Origin of the sequence: Formosa haliotis (assembly GCF_001685485.1) — a bacterium.
GTDB lineage: Bacteria > Bacteroidota > Bacteroidia > Flavobacteriales > Flavobacteriaceae > Formosa > Formosa haliotis.
This window is the reverse complement of sequence record NZ_BDEL01000001.1, coordinates 3,193,811-3,218,971: the sequence shown is the minus strand read 5'-3', so window position 1 is coordinate 3,218,971 and position 25,161 is coordinate 3,193,811. Positions and strand designations below refer to the sequence as shown.

General features: G+C 33.3%; 20 protein-coding genes and 2 pseudogenes. 7 read left to right on the top strand and 15 right to left on the bottom strand.

Annotation, left to right across the window (positions count from 1 at the left end):
* Positions 1–43: 43 nt before the first annotated feature.
* The 3 genes from A9D35_RS13470 to A9D35_RS13460 all read right to left on the bottom strand — a co-directional run bounded on the left by A9D35_RS13470 (position 44) and on the right by A9D35_RS13460 (position 2,632).
* The gene (locus tag A9D35_RS13470; protein WP_066226097.1) at positions 44–235 is read right to left on the bottom strand and encodes a hypothetical protein; all 192 of its coding nucleotides are present in this window, start codon (positions 233–235) and stop codon (positions 44–46) included.
* Positions 236–483: 248 nt separating this feature from the next.
* Positions 484–1,506 (bottom strand): UDP-glucose 4-epimerase GalE, encoded by a 1,023-nt coding sequence (gene galE / locus A9D35_RS13465; RefSeq protein WP_066223840.1) that lies wholly within the window; start codon positions 1,504–1,506, stop codon positions 484–486.
* Positions 1,499–2,632: a DegT/DnrJ/EryC1/StrS family aminotransferase gene (locus A9D35_RS13460; protein WP_066223838.1), complete on the bottom strand. Its 1,134-nt coding sequence runs from the start codon at positions 2,630–2,632 to the stop codon at positions 1,499–1,501. Before A9D35_RS13460 ends, galE begins: the two co-directional genes overlap by 8 nt.
* Positions 2,633–2,788: 156 nt before the next feature.
* Between A9D35_RS13460 and A9D35_RS13455 the strand changes: the two genes are divergently transcribed.
* Both A9D35_RS13455 and A9D35_RS13450 read left to right on the top strand, forming a co-directional pair.
* Entirely contained in the window at positions 2,789–4,024 is a 1,236-nt protein-coding gene (locus A9D35_RS13455) for a 3-deoxy-D-manno-octulosonic acid transferase (RefSeq protein WP_066223836.1), read from the top strand.
* 113 nt (positions 4,025–4,137) lie between these two features.
* Positions 4,138–4,473, top strand: coding sequence for a hypothetical protein (locus tag A9D35_RS13450; RefSeq protein WP_066223834.1), 336 nt, complete (start codon positions 4,138–4,140; stop codon positions 4,471–4,473).
* A 230-nt stretch (positions 4,474–4,703) separates the two neighbouring features.
* Here the strand turns inward: A9D35_RS13450 and A9D35_RS13445 are convergent, their stop codons facing one another.
* Positions 4,704–5,522, bottom strand: coding sequence for a sulfurtransferase (locus A9D35_RS13445; protein ID WP_066223833.1), 819 nt, complete (start codon positions 5,520–5,522; stop codon positions 4,704–4,706).
* A gap of 392 nt (positions 5,523–5,914) precedes the next feature.
* Between A9D35_RS13445 and A9D35_RS13440 the strand changes: the two genes are divergently transcribed.
* Positions 5,915–7,747, top strand: a complete 1,833-nt coding sequence (locus A9D35_RS13440; protein ID WP_066223831.1) for a sodium:solute symporter family protein — start codon at positions 5,915–5,917, stop codon at positions 7,745–7,747.
* A gap of 58 nt (positions 7,748–7,805) precedes the next feature.
* Here the strand turns inward: A9D35_RS13440 and A9D35_RS13435 are convergent, their stop codons facing one another.
* The 3 genes from A9D35_RS13435 to A9D35_RS13425 form a co-directional block, all read right to left on the bottom strand.
* Positions 7,806–8,195: a hypothetical protein gene (locus A9D35_RS13435; RefSeq protein WP_066223829.1), complete on the bottom strand. Its 390-nt coding sequence runs from the start codon at positions 8,193–8,195 to the stop codon at positions 7,806–7,808.
* Between the two features lie 135 nt (positions 8,196–8,330).
* Positions 8,331–9,320, bottom strand: coding sequence for an L-glyceraldehyde 3-phosphate reductase (gene mgrA, locus A9D35_RS13430; protein WP_066223827.1), 990 nt, complete (start codon positions 9,318–9,320; stop codon positions 8,331–8,333).
* Between the two features lie 70 nt (positions 9,321–9,390).
* On the bottom strand, positions 9,391–11,583 hold the full coding sequence (locus A9D35_RS13425) for a transglycosylase domain-containing protein (RefSeq protein WP_066223824.1): 2,193 nt from the start codon (positions 11,581–11,583) through the stop codon (positions 9,391–9,393).
* A gap of 322 nt (positions 11,584–11,905) precedes the next feature.
* On the opposite strand from A9D35_RS13425, the gene A9D35_RS13420 reads away from it, so the two are divergent.
* From A9D35_RS13420 to A9D35_RS13405, 4 genes are all read left to right on the top strand, one after another.
* Positions 11,906–13,375 carry a potassium/proton antiporter gene (locus A9D35_RS13420; protein WP_066223822.1) on the top strand — a complete coding sequence of 490 codons (1,470 nt, stop codon included), beginning with the start codon at positions 11,906–11,908 and terminating at the stop codon, positions 13,373–13,375.
* A 1,013-nt stretch (positions 13,376–14,388) separates the two neighbouring features.
* The gene (locus A9D35_RS13415; protein ID WP_066223820.1) at positions 14,389–14,640 is read left to right on the top strand and encodes a hypothetical protein; all 252 of its coding nucleotides are present in this window, start codon (positions 14,389–14,391) and stop codon (positions 14,638–14,640) included.
* Positions 14,641–14,720: 80 nt separating this feature from the next.
* A complete protein-coding gene (locus A9D35_RS13410; protein WP_066223817.1) occupies positions 14,721–15,797 on the top strand; it encodes a BF3164 family lipoprotein in 1,077 nt (358 codons plus the stop codon).
* Entirely contained in the window at positions 15,787–16,359 is a 573-nt protein-coding gene (locus tag A9D35_RS13405) for a hypothetical protein (protein WP_066223816.1), read from the top strand. The genes A9D35_RS13410 and A9D35_RS13405 overlap by 11 nt, the downstream gene beginning before the upstream one ends.
* 666 nt (positions 16,360–17,025) lie before the next feature.
* Here A9D35_RS13405 and A9D35_RS18700 read toward each other — a convergent pair.
* From A9D35_RS18700 to A9D35_RS13375, 8 genes and pseudogenes are all read right to left on the bottom strand, one after another.
* The gene (locus A9D35_RS18700) at positions 17,026–17,190 is read right to left on the bottom strand and encodes a hypothetical protein (protein ID WP_159427064.1); all 165 of its coding nucleotides are present in this window, start codon (positions 17,188–17,190) and stop codon (positions 17,026–17,028) included.
* 85 nt (positions 17,191–17,275) lie between these two features.
* Positions 17,276–17,596, bottom strand: a pseudogene (locus tag A9D35_RS13395) (ATP-binding protein); the annotation flags it as partial.
* Entirely contained in the window at positions 17,595–17,933 is a 339-nt protein-coding gene (locus A9D35_RS18580) for a transposase (RefSeq protein WP_141675538.1), read from the bottom strand. The pseudogene A9D35_RS13395 and the gene A9D35_RS18580, both read right to left, overlap by 2 nt.
* Positions 17,863–18,918, bottom strand: a complete 1,056-nt coding sequence (locus tag A9D35_RS13390) for an IS5 family transposase (protein WP_066223811.1) — start codon at positions 18,916–18,918, stop codon at positions 17,863–17,865. The genes A9D35_RS18580 and A9D35_RS13390 overlap by 71 nt, the downstream gene beginning before the upstream one ends.
* A gap of 78 nt (positions 18,919–18,996) precedes the next feature.
* The gene (locus tag A9D35_RS13385) at positions 18,997–19,437 is read right to left on the bottom strand and encodes an ATP-binding protein (RefSeq protein ID WP_235817903.1); all 441 of its coding nucleotides are present in this window, start codon (positions 19,435–19,437) and stop codon (positions 18,997–18,999) included.
* Between the two features lie 266 nt (positions 19,438–19,703).
* Positions 19,704–19,991, bottom strand: a complete 288-nt coding sequence (locus A9D35_RS19790; protein WP_439951255.1) for a hypothetical protein — start codon at positions 19,989–19,991, stop codon at positions 19,704–19,706.
* Positions 19,992–20,050: 59 nt separating this feature from the next.
* The gene (gene istA, locus A9D35_RS13380) at positions 20,051–21,061 is read right to left on the bottom strand and encodes an IS21 family transposase (RefSeq protein ID WP_235817902.1); all 1,011 of its coding nucleotides are present in this window, start codon (positions 21,059–21,061) and stop codon (positions 20,051–20,053) included.
* Between the two features lie 525 nt (positions 21,062–21,586).
* Positions 21,587–24,645 (bottom strand): annotated as a pseudogene (locus tag A9D35_RS13375) (efflux RND transporter permease subunit).
* Positions 24,646–25,161 lie beyond the last annotated feature (516 nt).

Sequence of the window (25,161 nt, the reverse complement as noted above, 5' to 3'; positions counted from 1 at the left end):
AAAAAAATCCTCTAGAAATTAAATTTTAGAGGATTTTTTATGTTTATGCTTGTAATACACAATCTGCACAATCTTTTACTTCGCCATAATAAGTTTCCCTATACTTATGAAGTGTTTTAATGGGTATATTCAAAAAAAGCATTTTAATATAGGTTACTTTTGCGATTAACTCCCCCATTTTTGGAGTAAATCTTTTTTCTTCTACGGTCTCCCGTTTTACGGTAATCAGTTTCATAATATCATTTATCATTTAACCCGAATTTACTCAAATGAATTCATAACTACAAGAATTTGAGCCAAAAGACAGCCTTTTAACTCCTTTTTTAGCGTATTCTTAATCAAATCAAGTTAAAATTAAAAATCTTCTACCCCAATTTCGTTGAAAAGAGCAGTAAAAATCTACAGTAAAAGCATAAAAAAACCTCCTTTACAAGCTATGGTAGAGAAGGTTTTTTAGTAATTAACACTGAAATATTTTACTTATTATTTTTGTCTTATTTTCTGCTCCCACTTCCATGCAGATTTCATGGCATCATCTAAAGTTAATTCAGATTTCCATCCTAAAACATCGTTTGCTTTTTCTGTATTAGCATATGCAGCAATTACATCGCCTTCTCGTCTTGGAGCTATTTTATAATTTAATTTTTCGCCAGAAACACGTTCAAAAGCATTAATAACTTCTAATACAGAACTTCCTGTTCCTGTTCCTAAATTGAACACTTCAAAATTAGAGTCATTTTTATCTTCTAACAAACGTTTTAAGGCTATAACATGTGCTTTTGCCAAATCGACAACATGTATATAATCGCGAATACAAGTCCCATCGGCAGTTGGGTAATCATCGCCAAAAACAGAAAGTTGTTCACGTAAACCAACAGCGGTTTGTGTGATAAATGGCACTAAATTTTGAGGCACCCCAATTGGTAATTCTCCAATTAAAGCGGTTTCATGGGCTCCTATAGGATTGAAATAACGTAAAGCAATAGCGTTTAAATTTGGAATTACTTTACAGCTATCTTTTATTATTTCTTCACCAATTTGCTTGGTGTTCCCATAAGGTGATTCTGCAGGTTTTACAGGAGCACTTTCCGTGATTGGTAATTCATCTGCTTGCCCATAAACCGTACAAGACGAGCTAAAAATAAAGTTTGCATGCTCTAATTTATCTAACTCTTGAAGCACGTACACCAAGGTATTTATATTATTTTCATAATATAATAATGGGTTTCCTACGCTTTCTCCCACAGCCTTACTTGCTGCAAAGTGAATCACACCTTTTATATCGCTATGCGCATTAAAAAAATCTTGAACACCTTTTTTATCTCTTAAATCTAGTTCAACAAAAATGGGTTCTTTCCCTGTAATTCCTGTTATACCTTGCAACACATCGCGAGATGAATTTGAAAGGTTATCTATAATTATAACTTCGTATCCTTTATTTTGAAGTTCAACTACCGTATGAGAGCCAATAAATCCGAGACCTCCCGTTACTAATATTTTATCCATTTATAAATGCCTTTACTTTTGATGTAATAAAATCTATTTGCTCATCGTCTAACTCGGTGTGCATTGGTAAAGAAATGACTTCCTTAACCAATTGGTTTGTTACCTTAAAATCGGCTTCGTTATAACGTGAGTCTTTATACGCCTTTTGGTTATGCAACGGAATTGGATAATATACGCCGCAAGGAATATCATTTTCATTTAAGTACTTTGCTAAGGCATCGCGATCTACACCACTAACCTTAAGCGTGTATTGGTGAAACACATGATTATCTTCAGCTCCATTTCTAAAAGGAGTCGTTATTTTCGCCTCATCTTTAAATGCCGCATCGTATTTATTTGCCGCTGTTCTTCTCGCATCATTATAACTATCTAAATTTGGTAATTTAGCTTCTAAAACGGCGGCTTGAATAGCATCTAAACGCGAATTTACTCCAACCACATCATGATGATAACGCTCATACATACCGTGATTTACAATTCCTCTAATAATATGTGCTAACTCGTCGTTATTGGTAAAAATAGCACCACCATCGCCGTAACACCCTAAGTTTTTAGACGGAAAAAATGAAGTTGCAGACACATCGCCTATGGTTCCTGCTTTTACTTTAGTGCCATCTTTATAAGTATACGTCGCTCCAATAGCTTGCGCATTATCTTCAATGACATATAAATTATGTGCTTTAGCAATTTCCATTATAGCCTCCATATTGGCGCATTGACCAAATAAATGTACTGGGACTATAGCTTTTGTTTTAGGTGTAATTGCATTTTTAATCGCTTCAACATTTATATTAAACGTATCCGGCTCTACATCTACCAGAACAGGTGTTAATTGTAGTAATGCAATAACCTCAACTGTTGCAGCAAAGGTAAAATCGGTGGTAATAACTTCATCTCCCGGTTTTAAGCCTAAGCCCATCATTGCTATTTGTAAAGCATCTGTACCGTTAGCACACGGAATAACATGTTTTACATTTAAATAGTGCTCTAAATTTTTCTGAAAACTATGAACCATTGGTCCGTTTACAAATGCTGTAGTTTCTAAAACTTCTTGGATAGAATCGTTCACAACATCCTTTATTTTAGCATATTGACCTTTTAGATCAACCATCTGGATTTTTTTCATAAGAAAGAAATTAAAGTCCATCATTCCAAAAAATATGGACCATGAATATTAATACATCCTTTAAGGATATTAAGCTAACGAAAATACAAAAACTAGCAACGTTTACCAATCAAATTATGCCAAAGAAATCCTATTTTTGTAACAAAGATTTTTAATTTGAGATTTATCTATAATACCGGCATATTTCTAGCGCATTATGCCCTTAAGGCCCTTAGTGTTTTTAATCCAAAAATTAAACTAGGTGTTTTAGGGAGACAAAACACGTTCGACATATTAAAGCAGCACATCTCATTACAAGATAAAACACTTTGGTTTCATTGCGCCTCTTTAGGAGAATATGAACAAGGTCTCCCTGTGTTTTCCGAAATAAAAAATGTATACCCAAACCATAAAGTTGTGCTATCCTTTTTTTCACCTTCTGGTTATGAAATTAGGAAAAATGCCCCCATTGCAGATTGTGTTGTGTATCTTCCGTTAGACTCAAAAAAACATGCCAAAACGTTTTTAGACCTGGTTCATCCAGAACTTACGGTATTTGTGAAATACGACATCTGGCCCAATATTTTAATCGAACTAAAACGCAGACATGGTAAAGCCATATTAATTTCAGCCTTATTTAGAAAAGAACAAACCTTTTTTAAAGCTTATGGTGGATTTATGCGGGACCCCCTTTTTGCTTTCCAACATATTTTTACTCAGGATGAAGTCTCTAAACAACTCCTTAAATCTATAAATTATAACGCCACTAGTGTGTCTGGCGACACCCGTTTCGATCGTGTTTCTAATCAATTAAAAAGTGATAATACGTTAGATTTTATAGCAGAATTTAAACAAGACAATCTATGCCTTGTAGCAGGAAGTACATGGCCAGAAGACGAAACGCTATTAGTTCAATTTATAAATAATGAAGCTCCCCACGATTTAAAATTCATTATTGCGCCTCACAATATAAAACCAAATCAAATTCAGCAGCTTAAAACTAATTTAAAGGCAAAAACGGCATTGTTTTCTGACAAAGACACTGTCGATTTAAAAGATTTTCAAGTTTTAATAATTGATACAATTGGCATACTAACCAAAATTTACAATTATGCCGATTTAGCATATATTGGTGGTGCAGTGGGATCTACAGGCCTCCATAATACTCTTGAAGCTGCCGTTTTTGGTGTACCGATTATTATTGGAAATGATTATGAAAAATTTCCTGAAGCAAAAGCCATGATTGCAAAACAAGGGATGTTTTCTGTAAATAATCAAGCAGATTTCAACGACATTTTAAATAAACTCATTACTAATCCCGATTTTAGGAAGAGTTCAGGAGAAAAAAATTCAGATTACGTCAGAAAAAATAAAGGTGCTGTAGATATAATTAGCAGATACTTACACAAATAGGGCAAAAAAAATGTATTTTATCGAAAATGTTAATTTTTTTAACATATTACCACTTAAAATATCTTAGAAGTTATTAACTTGGCCTCTTAAAAATTAACAATAACACTTTTATTATGAAAAAATTAATTTTAAGTACTGCTCTTGTATTTGCTTTAGGTACAACATTTACCTCTTGTAGAGATGCAAAAACTAAAACTGAAGAAGCTGGAGACGCTATAGAAAATGCTGCTGAAGCAACTGGTGATGCTATTGAAGATGCTGTAGATGATACTGCTGATGCTTTAGATCATGCTGCAAAAGCAACTGAAGAAACTATCGAAAACGCTGCTGAAGCAACAGGCGAAGCAATGGATGATGCAGGTCATGCAATCGAAGGTGCTGCTAAAGACACTAAAGAAGCCGTTAAAGATGCTGCAGATAAAACAAATGATGCTATTCAAGGAAACTAATTAGCATTTATTACTCATAAAAGAGGCTTTCTAAAAAGTTAGATTTTCGTTAACCTGAACTTGTTTCAGGTTCTCATAATGATTCATTTTAGTCAAGATGAGATTTTGAAATACATTCAGAATAATGGGTTTTTAAAATTTTTTAGATAGCCTCTTTTTTTATTCAAGTAAATCTATTAGGCATAAAAAGGATTGCTACCCAACAAAAAGATTCAGAAAACATCTAATTGTTATTTATCCGTTTTTTCACCCCACTCCGTCCAAGACCCATCGTAAACGGATTTTTTATTAGCCAATATTCCTTCTGTAGCCAAGAACACAACACAAGCGGTAATTCCTGAGCCACAACTAAACACTATATTTCTGCTCTCATTTTCTAAAAATTTAAACAGCAGCTTAATACTTTCTTCGTCTTTAAATTTTCCATTTTCAATTACTTTAGTATAAGGCAAATTAATTGAATTTTCAATCTTCCCACTTCGCAAACCTTCTCTAGGTTCGGGTACAACGCCATTAAATCTATCTTCAGAACGCACATCTATTACCAATTCCTTTTTAGAAGATAAATTTTCCAACACATCATCAAATCTTCTAACAAAATCTGGGTTTAATTTGGCCTTAAAACTTCCTTTCGGATAGGTCCTTTTCGATTTTTTCTCAACTGGAAAATTACTTTTTAACCATTCTGGTAAACCTCCATTTAAAACATACACTTCCTTATGCCCCATAGACTTGAATAACCACCAAGCTCTGGGACTAGAATAAATTCCGTTAGAATCGTAAACTACAATAACACTATTATTATTAATCCCTAAGGTTTGCGCTTCTTCTTCAAACTGCATTTGAGTTGGATAGGCTGAAGGAAAGTCATTTGCAGTATCACTAAACTTATTTTTGATATCGAAAAACCGAGCATTTTTAATCTGAACACCTTGAATATCTGAGGATAATTTTAACAACTGATTATTTAAGGTGCAATCTAAAACAATTAGATTTTCGTCGTTTATATGGTTATTTAACCAAGTTACTGAAACTATAGAAGGATTCATGGTTTTTAATTTTTATTAAATGTAGTAAAATGCTATCGTAAAAAATCGTTTCTAAAACTTAACATGATATTCGCTACACATTATCGTTTAATTATTCTTAGTATAACCCACTTTGTAATTTCATTTTCTGTTTGAGAAATAGAAAGGTAAAATAGAAATAGTTTACCCCAAATACTACAAATGTCTTATATAAATAACACCTTAATGATTATTACGTCTTAAAAAATCCTATTAATTTTAATAAAATGACAAAATAATACCATGCTCTTGGATAATGTATCTATACATTTGAATGCATGCATTTAACACTGTATGACGACCATAAATACCTTTATAAAAAACATTACATTACAACCCATAACCACTAAAAACTTACGCTAACAAACCACAACATGTTAAAAACACTTGACGTATCCATCATATTAGTTTATTTGCTTTCAACTATAGTTATTGGGTTAATTCTTAGAAAACGAGCTCAGCGTAGTACCAGTGATTATCTTTTAGGAGGAAAATCGATTCCTTGGTATATGTTAGGACTATCTAATGCATCTGGAATGTTTGATATTTCTGGAACCATTTGGCTCGTTACCCTTATGTTTGTGTATGGCATTAAAAGCGCTTGGATTCCGTGGTTATGGCCTGTTTTTAATCAAATTTTCTTAATGGTTTATTTGTCTAAATGGCTACGCCGGTCGAATGTAACCACCGGTGCCGAATGGATAGAAACGCGTTTTGGAATTGGAAAAGGCGGAAAACTATCGCATACTATAGTGGTTGTTTTTGCTTTATTAAGTTGCTTGGGATTTCTTGCTTATGGCTTTATAGGTCTAGGAAAGTTCGTCGAAATTTTTATTCCTTGGGAAGTTGTTAGCACATATATTCCGTTTCATATAAACCCAGAATATGTACCTCATTTTTACGGTATAGTTTTCACCTTATTCGCCGTGTTTTACTCGTTACTTGGCGGCATGTCTGGTATTGTTTGGGCCGATGTTTTACAGTTTGCTATTATGACCATTTCCGCCTTGGTAATTGCATATATAGGATATAATGCTATTGGTGCAAACACATTACACGTTCCAGATGGCTGGATGTCTCCCTTTTTTGGAAGGACCTTAGATTTGGATTGGAGTGAAATTATACCTCAGGTAAACAACAAAATAAAATCTGATGGTTATGGCTTGTTTTCAATTTTCTTTATGATGATGGTTTTTAAAGGTATTTTGGTAAGTGTTGCAGGTCCTGCACCAAATTACGATATGCAAAAAATACTATCCACAAAATCGCCGGCCGAAGCTGCAAAAATGAGTGGTTTTGTAAGTGTAATTTTAATGCCTATACGCTATTTAATGATTGCTGGTTTTGCCGCTCTAGCTTTAATTTATTATGATAAATTAGACCTAATAACAGCCACAGGAAATGTAGATTTTGAACTGATTCTACCTTCCGCAATAAAACAATTTGCTCCAGTAGGGCTTATGGGACTTTTACTTGCTGGACTTTTAGCGGCTTTCATGTCTACCTTTGCAGGTACGCTTAATGCGGCACAAGCTTATTTAATAAACGATATTTATTTAAAATACAACACTTCTAGTACCAATCCCACAAAAATAAAAGTGATGAATTATGGCTCTGGAATTTTGGTGGTCATTGTTAGTATTATCTTAGGCTTTTTTGTTGAAGACGTCAATTCCATTTTGCAGTGGCTTGTATCTGCTTTATTTGGGAGCTATGTGGTTGCCAATGTTTTAAAGTGGCACTGGTGGCGCTTTAATGGTCAGGGTTTTTTCTGGGGTATGGTAGCTGGAATTATTCCCGCCTTAATTCTTCCATCGGTTCTAGGCGGGGTTTTAGACCTATATTATTTTCCAGTGCTTTTGGTCTCTTCAATTATTGGTTGTTTAGTAGGCACTTATAGTGCTCCTCCAACAGAAGAAGCAGTACTAATAGCATTCTATACTAAAGTACGACCTTGGGGATTTTGGAAACCTATTCAAGATAAAATTAAAACAAAACATCCTGATTTTAAACCTAATACTCATTTTAAGCGAGATATGTTTAACGTTTGTATAGGAATTATTGCTCAAACTATTCTTGTAATTCTTCCGATGTACATCATATTCCAACAAGCGCTTCCAATTTATATTGGTATTGCCATTTTGGTAATTTGCATCGCACTTCTAAAAAAATACTGGTGGAACACCTTAAACGAACAACTAGATTAACTATCCTGTGATAGAACAAAAAAAAATCATCTAAAAAGATGATTTTTTTTAATTCGTTTTAAAAAACAAGTTTCGCTAGTTTATATTTTGATTTAAGCGGTCTTATTTGTTTGTTGATTTCCTTTTTATACGACTTTAAAGCACTATCGTCTAAAACGCTACCAAGAACTCCGTCGCGTTCTTTTTTTCTGTTTAATATTTTCGATTTTTTTGTTTCATCATCATCCGAACTTCCTGCAATGCTAACAATGTCGTTTACAAAACTTTTGTTCTCCTTTTCTAATGCCCCTTTTTTGTCTGATGAAAAACCTAAATCATTTCCTGGTTTTAAGGCAGACATAAGGTCTGTTGAAAATTCTGGTGATGGCAATTTAATGGTTTGTGCTTGAATGTTTAAAGACAACAAGGCAAACAATACGAAACTTAATACTTTTACTGATGTTTTCATAATTGATAGTTTTAATATCAAAAATAGAAAAGAAGTTTTTAAAAAACGCCCGATCTGATTTCTTTTTTAACAACTTTATTTCTAATGAATTAACCGCAGCCGGTTTTAGAAGTATAAAACTAGATGGCCAAATATCTATGCACTCAGTATCGTTTCAATGGCTTCTAGCTCTACGTCCGCAAAGTCTAATCCATCTAAAGCTGCTAAATTATCTAATAATTGCTTTTCACTACTTACTCCTACCAAAACAGATGTAATCCGTTCATCTTTTAACAACCATGCTAAAGCCATTTGTGCCAAACTTTGATTACGTGATGCTGCAATTTCATTAAGCTTTACGACTTTATTTACAACTGCTTCGGTAACTGTTTCTTTTTGAAGAAATCCTGTAGAACGCGCCGCTCTAGAATTATCGGGAATGCCTTTAATATACTTCGAAGTTAAGAGACCTTGTGCTAACGGTGAAAATGCAATGGCACCAATACCTTCTTCCTCTAAAACATCTAACAAACCATCTTCTACCCAGCGGTCGAACATACTATAACGTGGTTGATGAATTAAACATGGGGTTCCTAATTCCTTTAATAGTTTTGAAGCTTTTAAAGTATCTTCTGCATTATAGTTAGAAATACCAACATACAATGCTTTGCCTTGGCGAACTATTAAATCTAGGGCGGCCATTGTTTCTTCTAAAGGCGTATTAGGGTCTGGCCTATGATGATAAAACACATCTACATAATCTAAATCCATACGCTTTAAGCTCTGATTTAAACTAGACACCAAATATTTCTTAGATCCCCAATCGCCATAAGGTCCTGGCCACATAGTATAGCCTGCTTTTGTAGAAATAATAAGTTCATCGCGATACGGCAAGAAACTATCTTTTAATAGTTTTCCGAAATTTTCTTCGGCACTTCCAGGAGGCGGGCCGTAATTATTTGCCAAATCGAAATGTGTTATACCGTTGTCGAAAGCCGTATGTAACATGCTTTTTCCCGTTTCTAAAACATCTACATGCCCAAAATTATGCCATAATCCTAAGGAAATTGGAGGTAAAACTAAACCGCTTTTACCACAACGCCTGTAGTGCATTTTACTATATCTATTTTCATTTGCTTTATACATAAGCTTCTTGTTTACATTGCTAAACTCTTAAAATAATACTTTTTGTAGCGCTTTGAATCTATTAAACTAATTATTCGCCAAAGGCTTTCTCTTTTTTCTTTCTTCCAAAGAGACGTTTAAAAAATCCGTCTCGTTTATCGGGGTTACAATCTAGAGCTTCTAAAACTTCGGCAGAAGGTTTAGGAAACTTCGCATTAGTAACTGTATTAAAATCATTATTTTTATTTAATGCTGTAACAAAATTTGCTACTATTGGCAATGCAGAATTTGCCCCTTGACCAATACCTGTACTACTAAATCCTATACGATGCTCATCGTTTCCAACCCAAGACCCCATTACTAACTGCGGTGTGATAGCCATAAACCAACCATCGCGATTATCTTGGGTAGTTCCTGTTTTCCCAGCCATATCGTTTTTCAATCCATACGTGTAACGCATGCGTTTTGCAGTACCTTCATCTATGGTTGCTTTCATAAATTCAATCATGGTTTCGCGAGTTTTTGCACTAAATGCCGGTTTTAATGGGGTTGGCGATTTATATTCATACAACACATTCCCGCTCTTATCCTCTATTTTTTCTATAAAATAAGGCTGACTTGAAACACTTTTATTGACATAACTGGTATACGCCGCAGTGAGTTCTATAAGAGACAATTCGGCTGTTCCTAATGCTAATGAAGGCACTTCTGGCAATTCTGAAGTTACGCCCATGTTACGTGCCTGCTTAATAACTGCGGGAATCCCCACTTTTTCCAATACTTTTACGGCTATAGTATTTACAGAATGGCTCAATGCTTTTTCTAATGAATAATTCATATAAGGATCTACTTCTTCATTAGATGCATTAGAAGGTGTCCACCCTTCCTCGTTCGTATATTTTACTTCTTTAACAGAAATATAAGTACACGGATCCATTCCTGATTCGAGCGCTGTAGTATACACAAAAGGTTTAAATGTAGAACCCACCTGGCGTTTCCCCATAGAGACGTGATCGTATTTAAAATGCTCGAAATTTATGCCTCCAACATAAGCTTTAATAGCTCCTGAATTAGGATTTAAAGCTACAAAACCGGCATTTAAAAATTTCAAATAATGTTTTAAACTATCTATCGCAGAGATCGATACAATAGTATCGCCATCATAAGTAAAAACAGGTTGCTTTTTCTTAATCTTTAAAGAATCTAAAATCTGGGCTTCGGTTAACTTTCCTTTCGCTAGACGCTTGTAGGTTGGTGTTTTTTTTATTAATTCTGTAATTAAAGCTTCATTTTTTAACCATGGTGCATTTTTGCCATAGGCCTTTTCATACTGGCTTTGCAGATGCTCCATATGTTTAAGCATTCCCTTTTCGGCATAGTCTTGCATTTGAATATCGATAGTCGTGGTAATTTTCAAACCATCCTTATACAAATCGTATTTATTATTAGTTGCTTCATTAATGCTATCTAAAATCTTCGATACGTTTTGACGCACATGCTCTCGAAAATAAGGTGCTAACCCTTCGTTATACGTAAATTTATGATAATCTACTTCTACTGGTTGGTTACTAATACTTAATCGTGTGGTTTCATCTAAATAACCATATTTCACCATTTGTTGCAAAACTACATCGCGACGTAATTGACTGCGTTCTGGAAACAATCGCGGATTATAGCTATGATTGGCTTTTAAGGTGCCGACCAAAGTTGAGGCTTCAGACAGAGTTAAATCTTTAGTGCTAGTATTAAAAAAACGCTGAGCAGCACTTTCTATCCCGAAAGTATTTTCACTAAACGGAACCGTATTTAAGTACAAGGCAATAATATCGTTCTTATCGTAAACATCTTCAATACGCGATGCAACAATCATTTCCTTTATTTTATTTATTGGTAAGGATAATACAACATACTGTTTTCTTCCGAAGAGATTTTTAGCTAACTGCTGCGTAATGGTACTCCCACCACCGGAAGAATCGTCTTGAAGCAGAAGACTTTTAAAAAAAACTCTAAAAAAACTGCGATAATCGATACCGCCATGCTCATAAAATCGAGCATCTTCGGTAGCTACTAAACCATCTACAAGATATTTTGGTAAATCGTTAAACGTTATAATTTGTCTATCGAATACAAAATACTTTCCTAGTAATTCTTTGTTATGATCGAGAATAACGCTTGCCTCTGCTTGCTTTAAGTCGGTTAAATCTGTTTTAGTTGGAATTTCCCCCCATAAGCCTACATAGATACTTCCTATAAAAAGTAGTACTAATAAAATTCCCAATACCATTAGTTTCAGCAAGACCGACAACCAATTTCGCTTTTTACTTTGTGTTTTCTTTTTCAATGCTATAATTGTAATTTATGCGTTCTGTAAAACTAGGAAAGTACCATCAACTTTCAAACAAAACTTATATAATGCTATAACGCTAGATTATGCAATGTATTTTTTCTCTGCTTAAATCTATGGACTAAAAAGCTTAAGCTGCCATCTAACTATAATTTTATTTTTAGTTTTACGGTATTACTTTTCAACTATACCCCTATTTTAAACATATCATTACAAGCTATTATTCATATCTTTATACACATTAAATCCAAAAATTCCCTCTATGAATTTAACTATTGAAAATATATTATTGGTAGGCTCCTTACTTCTTCTTATAAGTATTTTTGCTGGTAAAACCTCTTACAAACTTGGTGTTCCTACTTTAATTTTATTCTTAGGAATAGGAATGCTAGCGGGTTCAGACGGGATTGGAGGTATAATGTTCGACGATCCAAAACTGGCACAATTTATAGGTGTTGTTGCTTTAAATTTTATACTATTTTCTGGAGGATTAGACACCAATTGGAACGCCGTAAAACCCATACTTAAAGAGGGAATTGTATTGTCTACTTTAGGTGTTTTGCTTACCGCGGTAACTTTAGGTCTATTTGTTTGGTTGGTTACCGATTTTACTATTTACGAAAGTTTGCTGCTAGGTGCTATCGTATCGTCTACAGATGCAGCAGCCGTATTTTCTATATTACGATCAAAAAGTTTAGCTTTAAAAAACAATCTTAGACCAACATTAGAATTAGAAAGCGGTAGTAACGACCCTATGGCTTACGTACTTACTATTTCGTGTTTAACCTTGGTTACCAATCAAGACCAAGATTTACTATCTATAATTCCAATTTTTTTACAGCAAATGTTGGTTGGTGGAATTGCAGGGTTCTCCTTCGGAAAACTGAGTAAGTATATTATAAACAAAATAAAATTAGATTTTGAAGGACTATATCCTGTCTTGGTTATTGCCTTAATGTTTATTACATTTTCGGCTACCGATTTTGTAGGAGGAAATGGATTTCTTGCCATTTATATTTGCTCGGTATATTTAGGAAACCAAGATTTAATTCACAAAAAAACAATTTTAAAAATGTACGATGGTTTAGCCTGGCTCATGCAAATCGTACTTTTCTTAACCTTAGGTTTACTTGTATTTCCAACTCAAGTAGTACCGTATATTGGTATAGGGTTACTCATTTCTTTATTTTTAATTTTTGTTGCTCGCCCTGTAAGTATATTTATAAGCCTAGCTTTTTTTAAGATGAAATTACGCCGCCGGTTTTACATTTCATGGGTAGGTTTAAGAGGTGCAGTTCCTATAGTATTTGCAACGTATCCGTTATTAGCAGGGATAGATAAGGCAAATATGATTTTTAATATTGTTTTCTTTATTTCGGTGACTTCTATACTTATTCAAGGTACCACACTTTCTGTAGTCGCCAAATGGTTAAATGTTGCCTTACCTGAAGAAGAGAAAAAATTATCTGCTACCGATTTACTTCTAACAGAAAATCCGAAAGCAGAAATGAAAGAAATAAAAATTACGTCCGGCTGTTATGCTGTCGATAAAAAGATTGTTGAATTAGGGTTCCCGAAAAATGCCATTATAGCAATGATAAAGCGAGATGACAGCTATATTACTCCTAACGGATCTACAGTAATTGAAGGTTTAGACACCTTAATTGTACTTGCCGACAGACCAGAAATTTTTGAAGAAGTTTACAAAACTATAAGCGGAAAGGCCGTGTAGTTATTGCGGTTAACATTTCGATGAATGCCATAAAAAAAGCTCCAAGTTATTGGAGCTTTTAGCAATATTGCGGTCTGGACGGAATCCGAACCTTCTTTCTTTAGCTCTTATATAATCTGAAACTAACCACTTTTCACTCATCCTGTTGACGACTTGTGAACTTATATATGATTATAATCTTGTCAAAATGACTTTCAGCCTGCAAATATAAAATTAATGCCCTTATAGACCAATATAATTTACAAATATTATTTTCATTAATAATTTCAACATATGATCCACAAGTAAAAATACCAACCGAATTTTTACCTTTTTAAATGAGATTACAAAATCGATAATTTAGAGCCACTCGATGAGGAATAAAGTAAGTATAAAAACCCTAAAATATACGTCAGTTTATTAACTGCAAAAAAACCGGTATTGTATACCGTCGACAGCGAATAAAAGTGAGCATAGCTAATTTTTAATAACTCTTTAGCCAGCATTGGCTGAGAGCCATAAAGGACATGGTTCTATTTATCCGTTGCCAGTGGTTAGGTTTTCCGCCCCATCCAACATACTCAGAACGAAAAGAAAAGGAAAGTTATTTGTTGTATTTAATCGAACAAAAAAGACTAAATGATTTAGAGAAAGTATCTACAGATTATAACTGTAGCTTTAGAACCATTAAGCGAATGTTAAAAAAATCAAGACTATAAAGTTATAATATCAAATATTGTAGAAAAAGTAAAAAATATCTTCTAAATAAATAGCAAAGTGACAGAATTTGCCCCTGTGATATGTTTTTTTTACAAAAAAATTATAATTAGAAATTCACTATAAATCTATAACTATAAAAAGCCTATGATATAAACGGTAAATTCAAACACCTAGAGGTAATCTTTGTTATTTGAGATTAGCGGATACAATTCTGTTTGTTTTACAAAAGTAAAACTCCTCGCTGGACTGAAAAAATAACATAAACTTATTATAAGAGAGCAAAGTTCTCTCGATATCAATTAAAAATTTCACAAATGAAATCAAAAATTTTAACAAGCTTAGGGGTTATTGCTATAGCCTTATCTTTATTTTTTAATTCGAATTCAATTACTAAAGGTGATACTGACTTATCAAGCTTAATAGCCTTGAACGTTGCAAATGCAGAAGACGGCCCAGTTAATGGTTGTCGATATACAGGTAATTGGGAAGATACCTGCAGTAATCTTATTGTCGTACAAAGGTGCGTAGAAACAACTGTACCATACGCGGATTCTTGTAATGTTTAGTAAGAATAAAAATTTATTAAACTTAAAAGTAGATGGCTTATTTCAAAAGCCATCTACTCTCAAATATAAAACAGATAAGTATGAATAATTTAAAAATTTCAATAGTGAATAGTAAGATGTTAAAAATGTTTACAATTATATTTCTAACTTTTTTAATCTTAGTATCATGTAAAAATGAAAATAAAAATTCAATTTCATCATCACATTTCTCAAAAACTGACAATATTTCTTTTAAAAATTTATTTGAATTTAATAAAGGGGTAGTAGGTATGATGCATTTGATAGACTCAACTATGATAATTTTCAATCCAGATGGCAATAAGGATTTCTTTTTCTACAATTATTCTATTAAAAAAAATGAACTTTCCGACGGTTATTTGAATGGGGGTAGAGGACCTGGTGAGGCTATAGCAGGAATAGCTACTGGTGTAAAAGAAAATAAATTATGGCTTTATGATATTGTTTTAAAAAAAATATTAATGACTGATATTGATAAAGCACTGAGCAATAACGCCTTTTCTTTTAATGAATATCCAGTCAATGAATCTTTTTATAAAATTGATTTTATAAATGATCAAAATTATTTTGCTGTTGGCTCTAATAAATCTCCTTATGAAATCCAACAAATTGAACTGGTTTCTGGATATGTTAAGAATGAATTTGAGAAGATTAAAACCACCTCTGATGATACTCCAATTCATAAATACAAATATACATATCAATCCTACATACATAATAAACCTAGTGGAGATAAAACAGTTGTAGTATATAGATTTATGGACAAAATAAAAATTTTTGATATAAAAAGTAAAATTAGTAAAACAATTCAATGTCCTGATGTAATAGAAATTGACCCTGTTTTTAAAAAAACAGGTAAAATTACAGAAAACACAAAACGAACATTTATTAGTAGTGCCATTACAGATAATTTTATTTATTTGGCATATTCAGGCAATCCTGTCTTCAATGAAGATAGTGGATTTGCTAGCCATATATATGTTTACGATTGGCATGGCACACCAATTAGAAAAATTGTATTAGATAAAAAAATTCAATGTTTAACTGTTTCAGATGATGACAAAATATTATACGCCTATGACCCTAATACGGGATATGTTATGTATTCTAAAATCAATATTTTAAAAGATGAAATTTAACTTTAAACTTTTTATGCTTAGTTTCTTTTTAATAAGCATGTCTTCATGCGAAAAAAAACAAGAAAAAAACTTAAAATCTGTTACAGAATTAACAATTGGGACGAAATTAATGATCCCTAGCAATTTAACTTTGTATAATCATCCCTCGTCCGGTTATAATGTAGATAGTACAGAAATAGCAAACTCTAAATATAAAATTTATTCACATATCAATGTATCCTGTTCAACTTGTTTAGAAGAAATTAGTCTATGGGCTGATATCATTACATCTTTTAAAAGTTATCAAGTACCTGTTATTTTGATTTGTTCATCTCATGACAATTTTGAATTAATAATGCATTTATTTGAAACAAATAAGATTAAGAACTTTTCATATCCTATTTTTTTTGATTTAGATGATGATTACATTGAAAAAAATAAGTTTATGGATAAAGAGAATCATTTCAAAACAGTTTTAACAGATAGTGAAAACAAAATATTATTACTGGGTAATCCTATTTACTCTAAAAAAATTAAAGAAATGTATTTAAATGAATTACGAAAAAGAACAACAAGGCCATAGCCCAACATTGGCTCCTATAAGTGATTGCTTGTTCTCACCTACTTCTGAAAATCTCAAGGATTTTCAGTTCGGCGTATACTTGTAAAGTTAAATGCTAAAACACTCAACTACCCATAGGTACTGTGTTGCAACCAATTTTGACCGTGTAAATTTCATGAAATAGGTTGACTAAAAATTAAACATTAATTATAGTCACTTATGAAAACACAAAATGAACACTGGCAAAAAAAAGGTACCAGAAAGTAACCTTAGAGACCAAACTTTTAGTCGTTGACCAAAATTTAAACGGGTAACTATCCAACAAAACATTTGCAAACGCGATAATGGCCTACTTGTAAGCTTTTTGTTATTATGCTTGTCTAGTTCATCCCAGATGGCATCATTAAGTGCTTCTAAAGAGTGGAAAACCCTGTTTCGAAGTGCTATATAGATTCTTTGATAAAGTATTCTAACAGCGCCTTCAGCTAAAGCTTTATCTCTGGGTTTATAAGATCTTGCCGGTAACACTGCGGTTTGATAGTGTTCTGCAAAGTCTAAAAAGGTTTCATTAATAGTCGTTTCAAATTTACTACTCTTTGTTACCGCTGATTTTAAATTATCTGGGACAATGGCCTAGGGTACTCCGCCATAAAAATGTAAAGCATTTTCAACCGAAGCAATGAAGTCTTACTTTTGCTGACTTGGAGAGGCTTCAGCATACGTATATTGGCTGGCGCCTACTATGGCCACAAAAAATTCAACTTCTGTTATTTCTCCTGTTTGTTTATTTACAATGGATAGTTTCTTTCCTGCATAACCAATAAAAAGCTTATCTCCGGCCTTATGTTCCATATATGGTTATTTCGGTTTGACCATGCCACGTATTTCGGTCAAACAGTGCCTCATTAAGAGATCTTACAATAATAGTTAAATTTAATTAATAGTCGTCTTTTAATTTTCCCTTTCTCAAGGATTCTCCAGTGAGGTTTATCCTGTGGGATGAGTTTACGATACGATCTAGTATAGCATCGGCGATGGTACTTTCACCAATAATATCATACCAAGCTGATACCGGTATCTGCGATGCTATAATAGTTGCGTTTTTATTATGTCTTTCGTCGATAATATCCATAAGCGCTTCCCTGTCATGATTGTCGAAGCTTTGCAATCCAAAATCATCAAGGATAAGCAGGTCTACTTTTAATAGTTTTCCAAGTTCTTTGAGATAGGTGCCGTCTACTTTACTTAGTCGTTCCTTAACAAGCTAGCATATAATTTATAGGATTTAATAAACGTAATAAAAATTGAAGCAAATAAAAAGCTTGATCTTTAAGTTGAAGCATCATTTTCTTTAAATTCCATCCAGCAGCAGCTAAAAATGCGTTGATTTGAGGAGAAATGGCTCCATGTAGATAGTTTTGCCCCATCCTAAAATCTGTTTTCAGGTGTCCGATAACTGGTTCTATTGCTGCTCTACGTCTAAACTTATTTCGTTTTTTCTTTCGTTTGTAATCTGTATCGCGCTTAAGAGGTCTGTTGTCTGGGGTTGAGACTAGTGTCTCCGATTTGCTTTTTTCCTTTACCGCCACGGTCATAAACAACTTCTTGCGGAACGGTCAAATTATTATACTTTGCTTGTTCGATAAGTGGCTCAATGGTTTTGCTGTCATGTGGGTTTCCTTCAAAAGCTTTAATTGCTGTAATGATTAGGGATTTGGATGTTATCAGTAGTCCAACCTTATTGCCAAATTCATATTGCTTATGGGCTTTTCCTTTAGCTATACAGCTGCTAAAGGGTTTGTGAATACTGTAAATCTTGTTCTTGTCTGTACGCTGTTGGTTTACCACCTGCCAATAAAAAGTTAGCTCTTCTTGATGCTGTGCCAATTGATTGGGAGTTAATTCTCTTTCAAGTTCTCGTATAAGCCTACCAGCTATGGTTTTTAATTTTTTGCCTGCTTTTTTTGCCTTTACTGCCCGTTTGGGATGTTTAGAATTGAATGTATCCCGAACCAATTGCTTGGAGACACGAGTGTATGATTGTCTTTGAGTGATACCTGATTGTCTGGCTAAATCATTGCATTTATCAATTACGAGTTTAGCCAATTTTGCATCTGTTGGAAAAGTAGTATTGCTTTCCTGTACCGTTGTGTCTGATAAAACCTGTTTTTCTTGTGCTTTTTTACCGTGGATTAGTACTGAATAAGTGAATATTAACTCTACGCCATCTGCTCCGATGCGTTTTCTAAAATGTACAAAATCGCTCGGGTCACAGGGAAATTTATGCTCAAAGTGGGACATCCCACAAAAATATTGCATGTAAGGGTCCCTAATCCAGGCTTCGGCCAGTGTCTCATCTCCCAAATTGTAGATCCGCTTGAGCATCAAACAACCGACCATCAAACGAATGGGCATGGATGGCCGACCTAGCTGTGAATAAAACTCAGAAAACTCTTTTTCAAAATAATTCCAGTCTATTTTATCTGCTAAAAGTACTAGCTCATGCTGAATATTTATAAAATCGACCAACATGGGTCGAAACAAATCACACTGTTTTTTCATATCTGTTTTTCCTACCAAAATTGCAAGGTTTAGAACTGAAGATACGCTTTTTATTGCAATTTAAAGCACTCAAAAATCAATATATTTAAATATATTTTACTGATAAACAAAGAGATAATCTGTTTTTAAGGAACGACTACTTAGCTTTAATCGTTTCATCAGTCTAGCAGTATTAGTGTATAGCGTCCTTTTATTCATCATACACACTTGGTGTCTCAAGGCTTGGGCTATATAACTTTTACCCACCACAGAAGACCCTGTAACAATCAAGTTTTTCTTTTTTTGTATAAAATCTAGAGTAGCTAATCGCTCGAACATATTTCGATCCAAATTTCTGTTGTGCGAGTAATTAATATCAGTTAGTGTGGCTCCTTGCTTAAAGGTAGCTTGAGTTATAAGCCTTTTTATCTTTCGGTTTTGAAGGTCCTCCCACTGATGGTCGGTAAGCAATGCTACATACTGGTCTGGGGTAAGACCTTCTATGCGGTTGTCACTAAGGTGGTTGTGATGGAGTTCGGCCATGGCGGTTAATCTCATTTTCCTGAGCTTTTCGATGGTTTGATTTGTATTCATATGTGTTTAAAATTTAAGTGATTTTTTCATGTTGTTTTTATTTATAATTGGATGCCCCACGGATGTTCGCGTGTTTGGGGATGTGGGAGCTTCTGTCTCCTTCATCTTGCAGGAAAAGGGTGCTTTGATCTAGGTTGTTTTTCAGGATATTGCTTATCCTGCTATAGCTTACAGCATCAGCCTGTAAGGCTCTTTTGCAAGCATTATCTAATCTGTGGGAGCCATAAGACTTATGGAGTTGAATAGACCCATAGCTCTTTTATAGCCTGTTTCAGGATAATCCAAAGCGGCAATAATCTGTTCGACACATGCTGAAACATAACTACCATGAGCAGCAGCCTCGTTTTTAAAGTATTGGGGACTCCACTGGCTATATTGTTTGTGGAGCTACTAAGATGGTCTTTGTTGGTTATGTATGCACCTTTGGCACCGCTACGTTGGTGTATAGCTATACGTTGCTGGTTATAATGCACCTCTACCATGCCTTTGGTATAATGCAGGGTGGTTTCCTTGCCGATGTAGCGGTACGGTACGCTATAGTAGGTCTTATCTGGTGAAAATAGATATAGCCTATTTTCTAAACTATAGCCCTTTTATATTCTTTTATCTCATAGCGTGTACTGCTTAATGGCTTTAAGTATTCTCGCTCCACGGTTTGAAAGAGTTCCAGACGACTAGCTTCTTTGCGTTGGAACAGCAAGTTGTTGTAGCGCTCTAGCAGAAGTCTTATCTCTTTGTTTAGGTCTGCCAAAGAGAAAAAGCTCATCTCCCGAAGTGGGTAATAAATGCGTTGGTAAGCCAGATGCACCGCGTTTTCTACCAGAGCTTTATCTTGAGGAGAGTAACTGCGTGTCGGATTGACCACGCAGTTATAATGACGAGCAAAGTCTTTAAAACTACGATTAATATGGGCTTCGTATTTACTAGATCTAGTAACAGCAGATTTTAGGTTGTCCGATACGATGGCCTTGGGCACGCCCCCGTAGAAGTGAAGGGCGTTTTCGCAGCAACTTATAAAATCCTCACGTTTTTGACTCATACAGGCCTCCACATAGGTGTACTGGCTATTGGGCAGGATGGCAACAAAGAACTCTACAGGACGTATTTCTCCTGTATTTTTGCCCACAATCTGAAGTTTTTTTCCAGCATAGTCCACGAACATCTCTTTTCCTGCTTCATATTCAAGTTTCATAGAACCCTTTATCTTAGCGTATTTACGATGGTAGTGTGCCATGAATTGGGTATAGCTATAAGATTTTTTCACCTTTTGACTATAGTTGGTGTAGTGGTGTAAAAAGGTAAAGCCTGGATGGTTCCGAGCCTTGTTTATGCTTTCAAAATAAAGCATCAATTCATCGTAGCGATTATTATTTATGGTAGTATGAGAAGTAAAAAGCTTTTCTAGTGAGTGGTTGTCTAGGTTTAACAACTCCTTAAGGCTGTAACCGCTGCCCTTGAACAGGTGCATGTAGCTGTTTACAGTATTGCGGGAGATGCCAAGGGTGGCTCCAATTTGGCGGTTACTATAACCGTCCTGTTTTAAGTTGACAATCTGTTTTAGGCCCATAGGATCAAGTGTGTTGGCCATATGGTCTTTTAAACGATAAGGTAATTACTTGATCTCTTAAAGTGGCACAAATCGAAACGTTTTTCGCCTAAATAATTTCAGTTGGCATAAATCGAACCGAAATAGGTGGCACAATTAAACCGAAATGAGTGGCACAATCCGAACCGAATTAGCCAATACCTATGTTTTTCTTACTTTACTCATGTCTGTTTTTCTATTTGCCATCCTTTCGCTTTTTGTAACGTAAGTAGGACTTCAACAGAATGAAAAAGTTCTATGTTTTTAGGTAACCAGTTTCAATCGGTAAGCCTGACCACGTTGTTCCGGTATCAGGTGACCACTTTGACCGGTGTTTGCAGTAATGATTGTGAATAACTCCATAAAGGTCGAGTAGGTAAATGGGGATCTTAACCCTAAACCTCTCACAGAACCGCACGTGATGCTCTCACATCATACGGCTCTTCTTAACAAGTCTGCAAAGGGTTTACAGCCATAGGACGTGGTACGATGAGCTGGTTCTATAGTTTTAAGTAGCATATTATCATTTCAATTAGCTTTTTTTAAAATGAACAATGGTAAATAAATAAATATTCCTATTAACGAAAAAAATAAGCCACCTATAGAGCCTGCCGCAAATGAAAACCAAAATGCTTCCTTTTGTCCATTCCAAACAAAAGGTATTAATCCAACAATTGTCGAAACAACTGTTAACATAATTGGTATTATCTTAAAATTAAAAGCCTTGAAGTACAACACTCTTAAATCTCTTTTAGGGTATTGTACTAATAAATTATTAAAATCATTAATTATATACAGGGCAGAATTCACACTTATTCCACACAATAAAATGAATGCAGCATAACCGCCCTGATCAAAATTAAAATCAAACAAATAAAAGGTTAAAAATACTCCTATAAAAGAAATTGGAATCATACAAATAATAGCAAATGGCTGCTTTAATGATTCCAATAATATAGCACAAATAAAAAATATAATTAAAACCACTATAAAAAGATAATAATACTGTTTTTTTTCCTCCTTATCCCATCTATTGAATTTCTGTTCTGAAATTTTATAGCCCAATGGCAATTTTGGTTGAAAACTTTGAATATTTTTTTCTCTTATTTTATTTGCCAATTTTGATGATCCAAGAAAATCAAAAGCAACCGTCAAACCGTATTGTTGGTTATATTTTCTTATAACATTTCCTGTTCTGCTCTTTTCCAGGGTTGCTATCTGATTGAGTTTATATTGTTCATTTCTAATGTAAATTGGTGTATTGTTTAAATCCCAAACATTAAAACTTTTATAATTATCAGAAATTAACCTTACATCTTGAAGTTCATGATTTTCAATTACAGAAGTTAATTTACTAGAATTTACTTGATTTCTTAAATAATTATATAACTGAAATTGTGAAATGTTAGCTATTGCTAATTTACGATTGTCAAAATCTAAAAAATATTCGTATAAGGAATTATCTCTCCAACCTCCACTAGTGATTTCCACATTCTTTACTCTTGAACTGGAACTATCAATTAGCTGCTGTTTCAATTGCTCAGCGTAGCCATACAAATTATCATAATTAAAACCTTCTAATATAATTCGATATTGTTTAAAATCAGACCCTAAAGCATTAGAAAACCCCTTCCCTACGCCACTAACTAACCAGTCCAATCCACCTAAACTGATGGCCTTAGATTCCAATAGGCTTTTTAAAGTATATGGAAAACTTCCAAACTCATGAGAATCTTTAAAATAGATATTAATATTGGAATTTCTATAACTTGATATTCTAGTTTCAAATAGTTCAACCTCTTCAAATTGACTTATATAATTTTCCATCTTGATTATGGCTTCGTTTAGCTGATCTATTGAACATCCATCTGGCATAGCCCCTTTTACTCTTAATATTGTTTTTTCTGGTTCTGAATAAAATGAATTTTCGAAAACATATTCTGTAAAAAGTCTTAAAGAGCCACCCATTACTTTTTCTAAGGTTGGTCTAACATCATTAATGAACCATTCTGCCCCAATACTATTATTGTAAATTTTATTAAAAAAACTATCTTCCTCAATTTTTTTTGGCAAAATATTAAAAGGAATTCCAAAACCAATTATTAAAATTAAAATAAATAACCATTGAAAACGTGGCTTTTTAAGCCAAAACATAAGGTCTGAGTAATACTTAGAATATTTTAAAATTCGACGCTTTCTTTTTCTTGAAAAATGTTTATTCTTTTTGGATAATTTTATTTTGTCTAAAAGGGAAGGCACATAATATAAAGATATTAGTAATGACACCCCAATATTGATTGCAATGACAATAGTAAAATCCAATAAATCAACCCTTTGATTTTCTTCCAACAAAAAAACAACGAGCAAGGCTCCTATAGTTGTAAATGTTGCTGCCAAAATAGCCAAAAATGCCTTTTTATCTCCTTTATATCGAATATGATCTATCATGATGATACTATTATCTATAATAATTCCAAAAGAAATAGTTAAACCTGCAAGCGAATATAATTGCAGTTCTACTCTAAATAAATAATAAAAAATAATAGAAATTAATAGGTTTGTGACGATACTTATAAAAAGAACAGCTAAATACTTAAAGCTTCTATTAATAATCAATATAAGAATTAATAATATTAGAAAAGAAAACAGAGTTCTCATTTGTATTTTATGTAATTCTCCTATTACATATTCGGAATTGTCATGTGTTAACTTTATATTATAAACATTAACCAATTCTCTCTTAAGCGCATTAACTCTAGTCCTAACTTTCTTTGATAGATCAAGTGTATTAACGCCTTGATCCGCATAAATTATCATATTAATAGTGTTTAAACCATTAATTCTATAATAACTTGTTATTTCTGCTTCTTTTAAACTTACTGTTCCAATATCTCTCAAATAAATAATACGATTATCTAACTTTTTAATGGGAATTCTACCCCAATCTATAGTATCATTAGGCTTATACGACATCATTAAAGACATAATATGATTAGATTTACCAGTATCGTTATAAAACACAGCATTACCTAATTCCCGATCTATTAAATAATCATTAATAGCTTGTTCTAATTCACTAATCGTCAATTTTAATTTTTCAACCTTACTGCTACTATACTCAATAACCCATTCGAATGGAGCCGCTCCGTGGACATTAATTCGATTAATCCCTTTAACATTAGACAGTTTTGGAACTATATGTGTTTCAACATATTTTTTTATATAATGTGGACTTTCATTGGCATTAATACTATAAGATAAAAGTGGTGATGTATCTTCACTTAAAGAACTTTTTGAGATGTATGGATAACTTACTCCATCTGGTAGTTCAGAATATGTTTGACGGACTAAGTTTGATAATTCAAATCGAACAGCATCTATGTTTACATTTTTTTGAATTTAATTGAGATATGTCCTTTTCCTTTATCAGAATTTGAGCTAATACTTTTTACTCCTTTAACAGTGTTAAATACACCCTCCAATTTTGAAGTAACCTCTTGTTCTATAATTTTAGCAGAAGCATTTTGCCAACTATAACTAACCTCTATTGATGGTAATGATCTGGATGGCACTAACTGAACAGTCAATATGGGTATAAGGCTTGCTCCGATAATAGAAAGACAAACGAAAATAATAACAATTGAGAATGAATTTAGTTTGAATTTCAATTTTTATTTTTTTGATTTTCGATTTTGAACGAACAGTCTCAATTAATTTTTTCCAAAATAGCAAAAACAATACAAAACATAACCTATCAATAATTTTCTGTTCTAGTATAAAGCATTATTATCTAAAGTATCTTAGAATGCCTTTGAAAATATAATCTACCATAAAAAATTAACCATTTTAAATTTATTAACAACTATTTTTTTGGTTTAAAATATTAAATTATGAATAACTTAATCTAATAATTTTGTACGTTTTTATAATTCCTTTTAACAAAAGAATATAGTATATCTTAAAATAAGATTGTAAAATATAGAATTTCTCATATATATTTAACGAAAGATTAAATAATCATTTTTTGAAACTATTCAATCAATAAATAAGATTAAAGATTTTCCTCTAAGTATTATGGGATTATCTCATAAGCTTTTTTTAGT

Bases quoted from the DNA above. Each gene is read 5' to 3' on its own strand.
- A9D35_RS13470 (WP_066226097.1), bottom strand. From the start codon at position 235: ATGAAACTGATTACCGTAAAACGGGAGACCGTAGAAGAAAAAAGATTT.
- galE (WP_066223840.1), bottom strand. From the start codon at position 1,506: ATGGATAAAATATTAGTAACGGGAGGTCTCGGATTTATTGGCTCTCAT.
- A9D35_RS13460 (WP_066223838.1), bottom strand. From the start codon at position 2,632: ATGAAAAAAATCCAGATGGTTGATCTAAAAGGTCAATATGCTAAAATA.
- A9D35_RS13450 (WP_066223834.1), top strand. From the start codon at position 4,138: ATGAAAAAATTAATTTTAAGTACTGCTCTTGTATTTGCTTTAGGTACA.
- A9D35_RS13445 (WP_066223833.1), bottom strand. From the start codon at position 5,522: ATGAATCCTTCTATAGTTTCAGTAACTTGGTTAAATAACCATATAAAC.
- A9D35_RS13440 (WP_066223831.1), top strand. From the start codon at position 5,915: ATGTTAAAAACACTTGACGTATCCATCATATTAGTTTATTTGCTTTCA.
- A9D35_RS13435 (WP_066223829.1), bottom strand. From the start codon at position 8,195: ATGAAAACATCAGTAAAAGTATTAAGTTTCGTATTGTTTGCCTTGTTG.
- mgrA (WP_066223827.1), bottom strand. From the start codon at position 9,320: ATGTATAAAGCAAATGAAAATAGATATAGTAAAATGCACTACAGGCGT.
- A9D35_RS13425 (WP_066223824.1), bottom strand. From the start codon at position 11,583: ATGGTATTGGGAATTTTATTAGTACTACTTTTTATAGGAAGTATCTAT.
- A9D35_RS13420 (WP_066223822.1), top strand. From the start codon at position 11,906: ATGAATTTAACTATTGAAAATATATTATTGGTAGGCTCCTTACTTCTT.
- A9D35_RS13415 (WP_066223820.1), top strand. From the start codon at position 14,389: ATGAAATCAAAAATTTTAACAAGCTTAGGGGTTATTGCTATAGCCTTA.
- A9D35_RS13410 (WP_066223817.1), top strand. From the start codon at position 14,721: ATGAATAATTTAAAAATTTCAATAGTGAATAGTAAGATGTTAAAAATG.
- A9D35_RS13405 (WP_066223816.1), top strand. From the start codon at position 15,787: ATGAAATTTAACTTTAAACTTTTTATGCTTAGTTTCTTTTTAATAAGC.
- A9D35_RS18700 (WP_159427064.1), bottom strand. From the start codon at position 17,190: ATGGAACATAAGGCCGGAGATAAGCTTTTTATTGGTTATGCAGGAAAG.
- A9D35_RS18580 (WP_141675538.1), bottom strand. From the start codon at position 17,933: ATGACCGTGGCGGTAAAGGAAAAAAGCAAATCGGAGACACTAGTCTCA.
- A9D35_RS13385 (WP_235817903.1), bottom strand. From the start codon at position 19,437: ATGAGATTAACCGCCATGGCCGAACTCCATCACAACCACCTTAGTGAC.
- istA (WP_235817902.1), bottom strand. From the start codon at position 21,061: ATGGCCAACACACTTGATCCTATGGGCCTAAAACAGATTGTCAACTTA.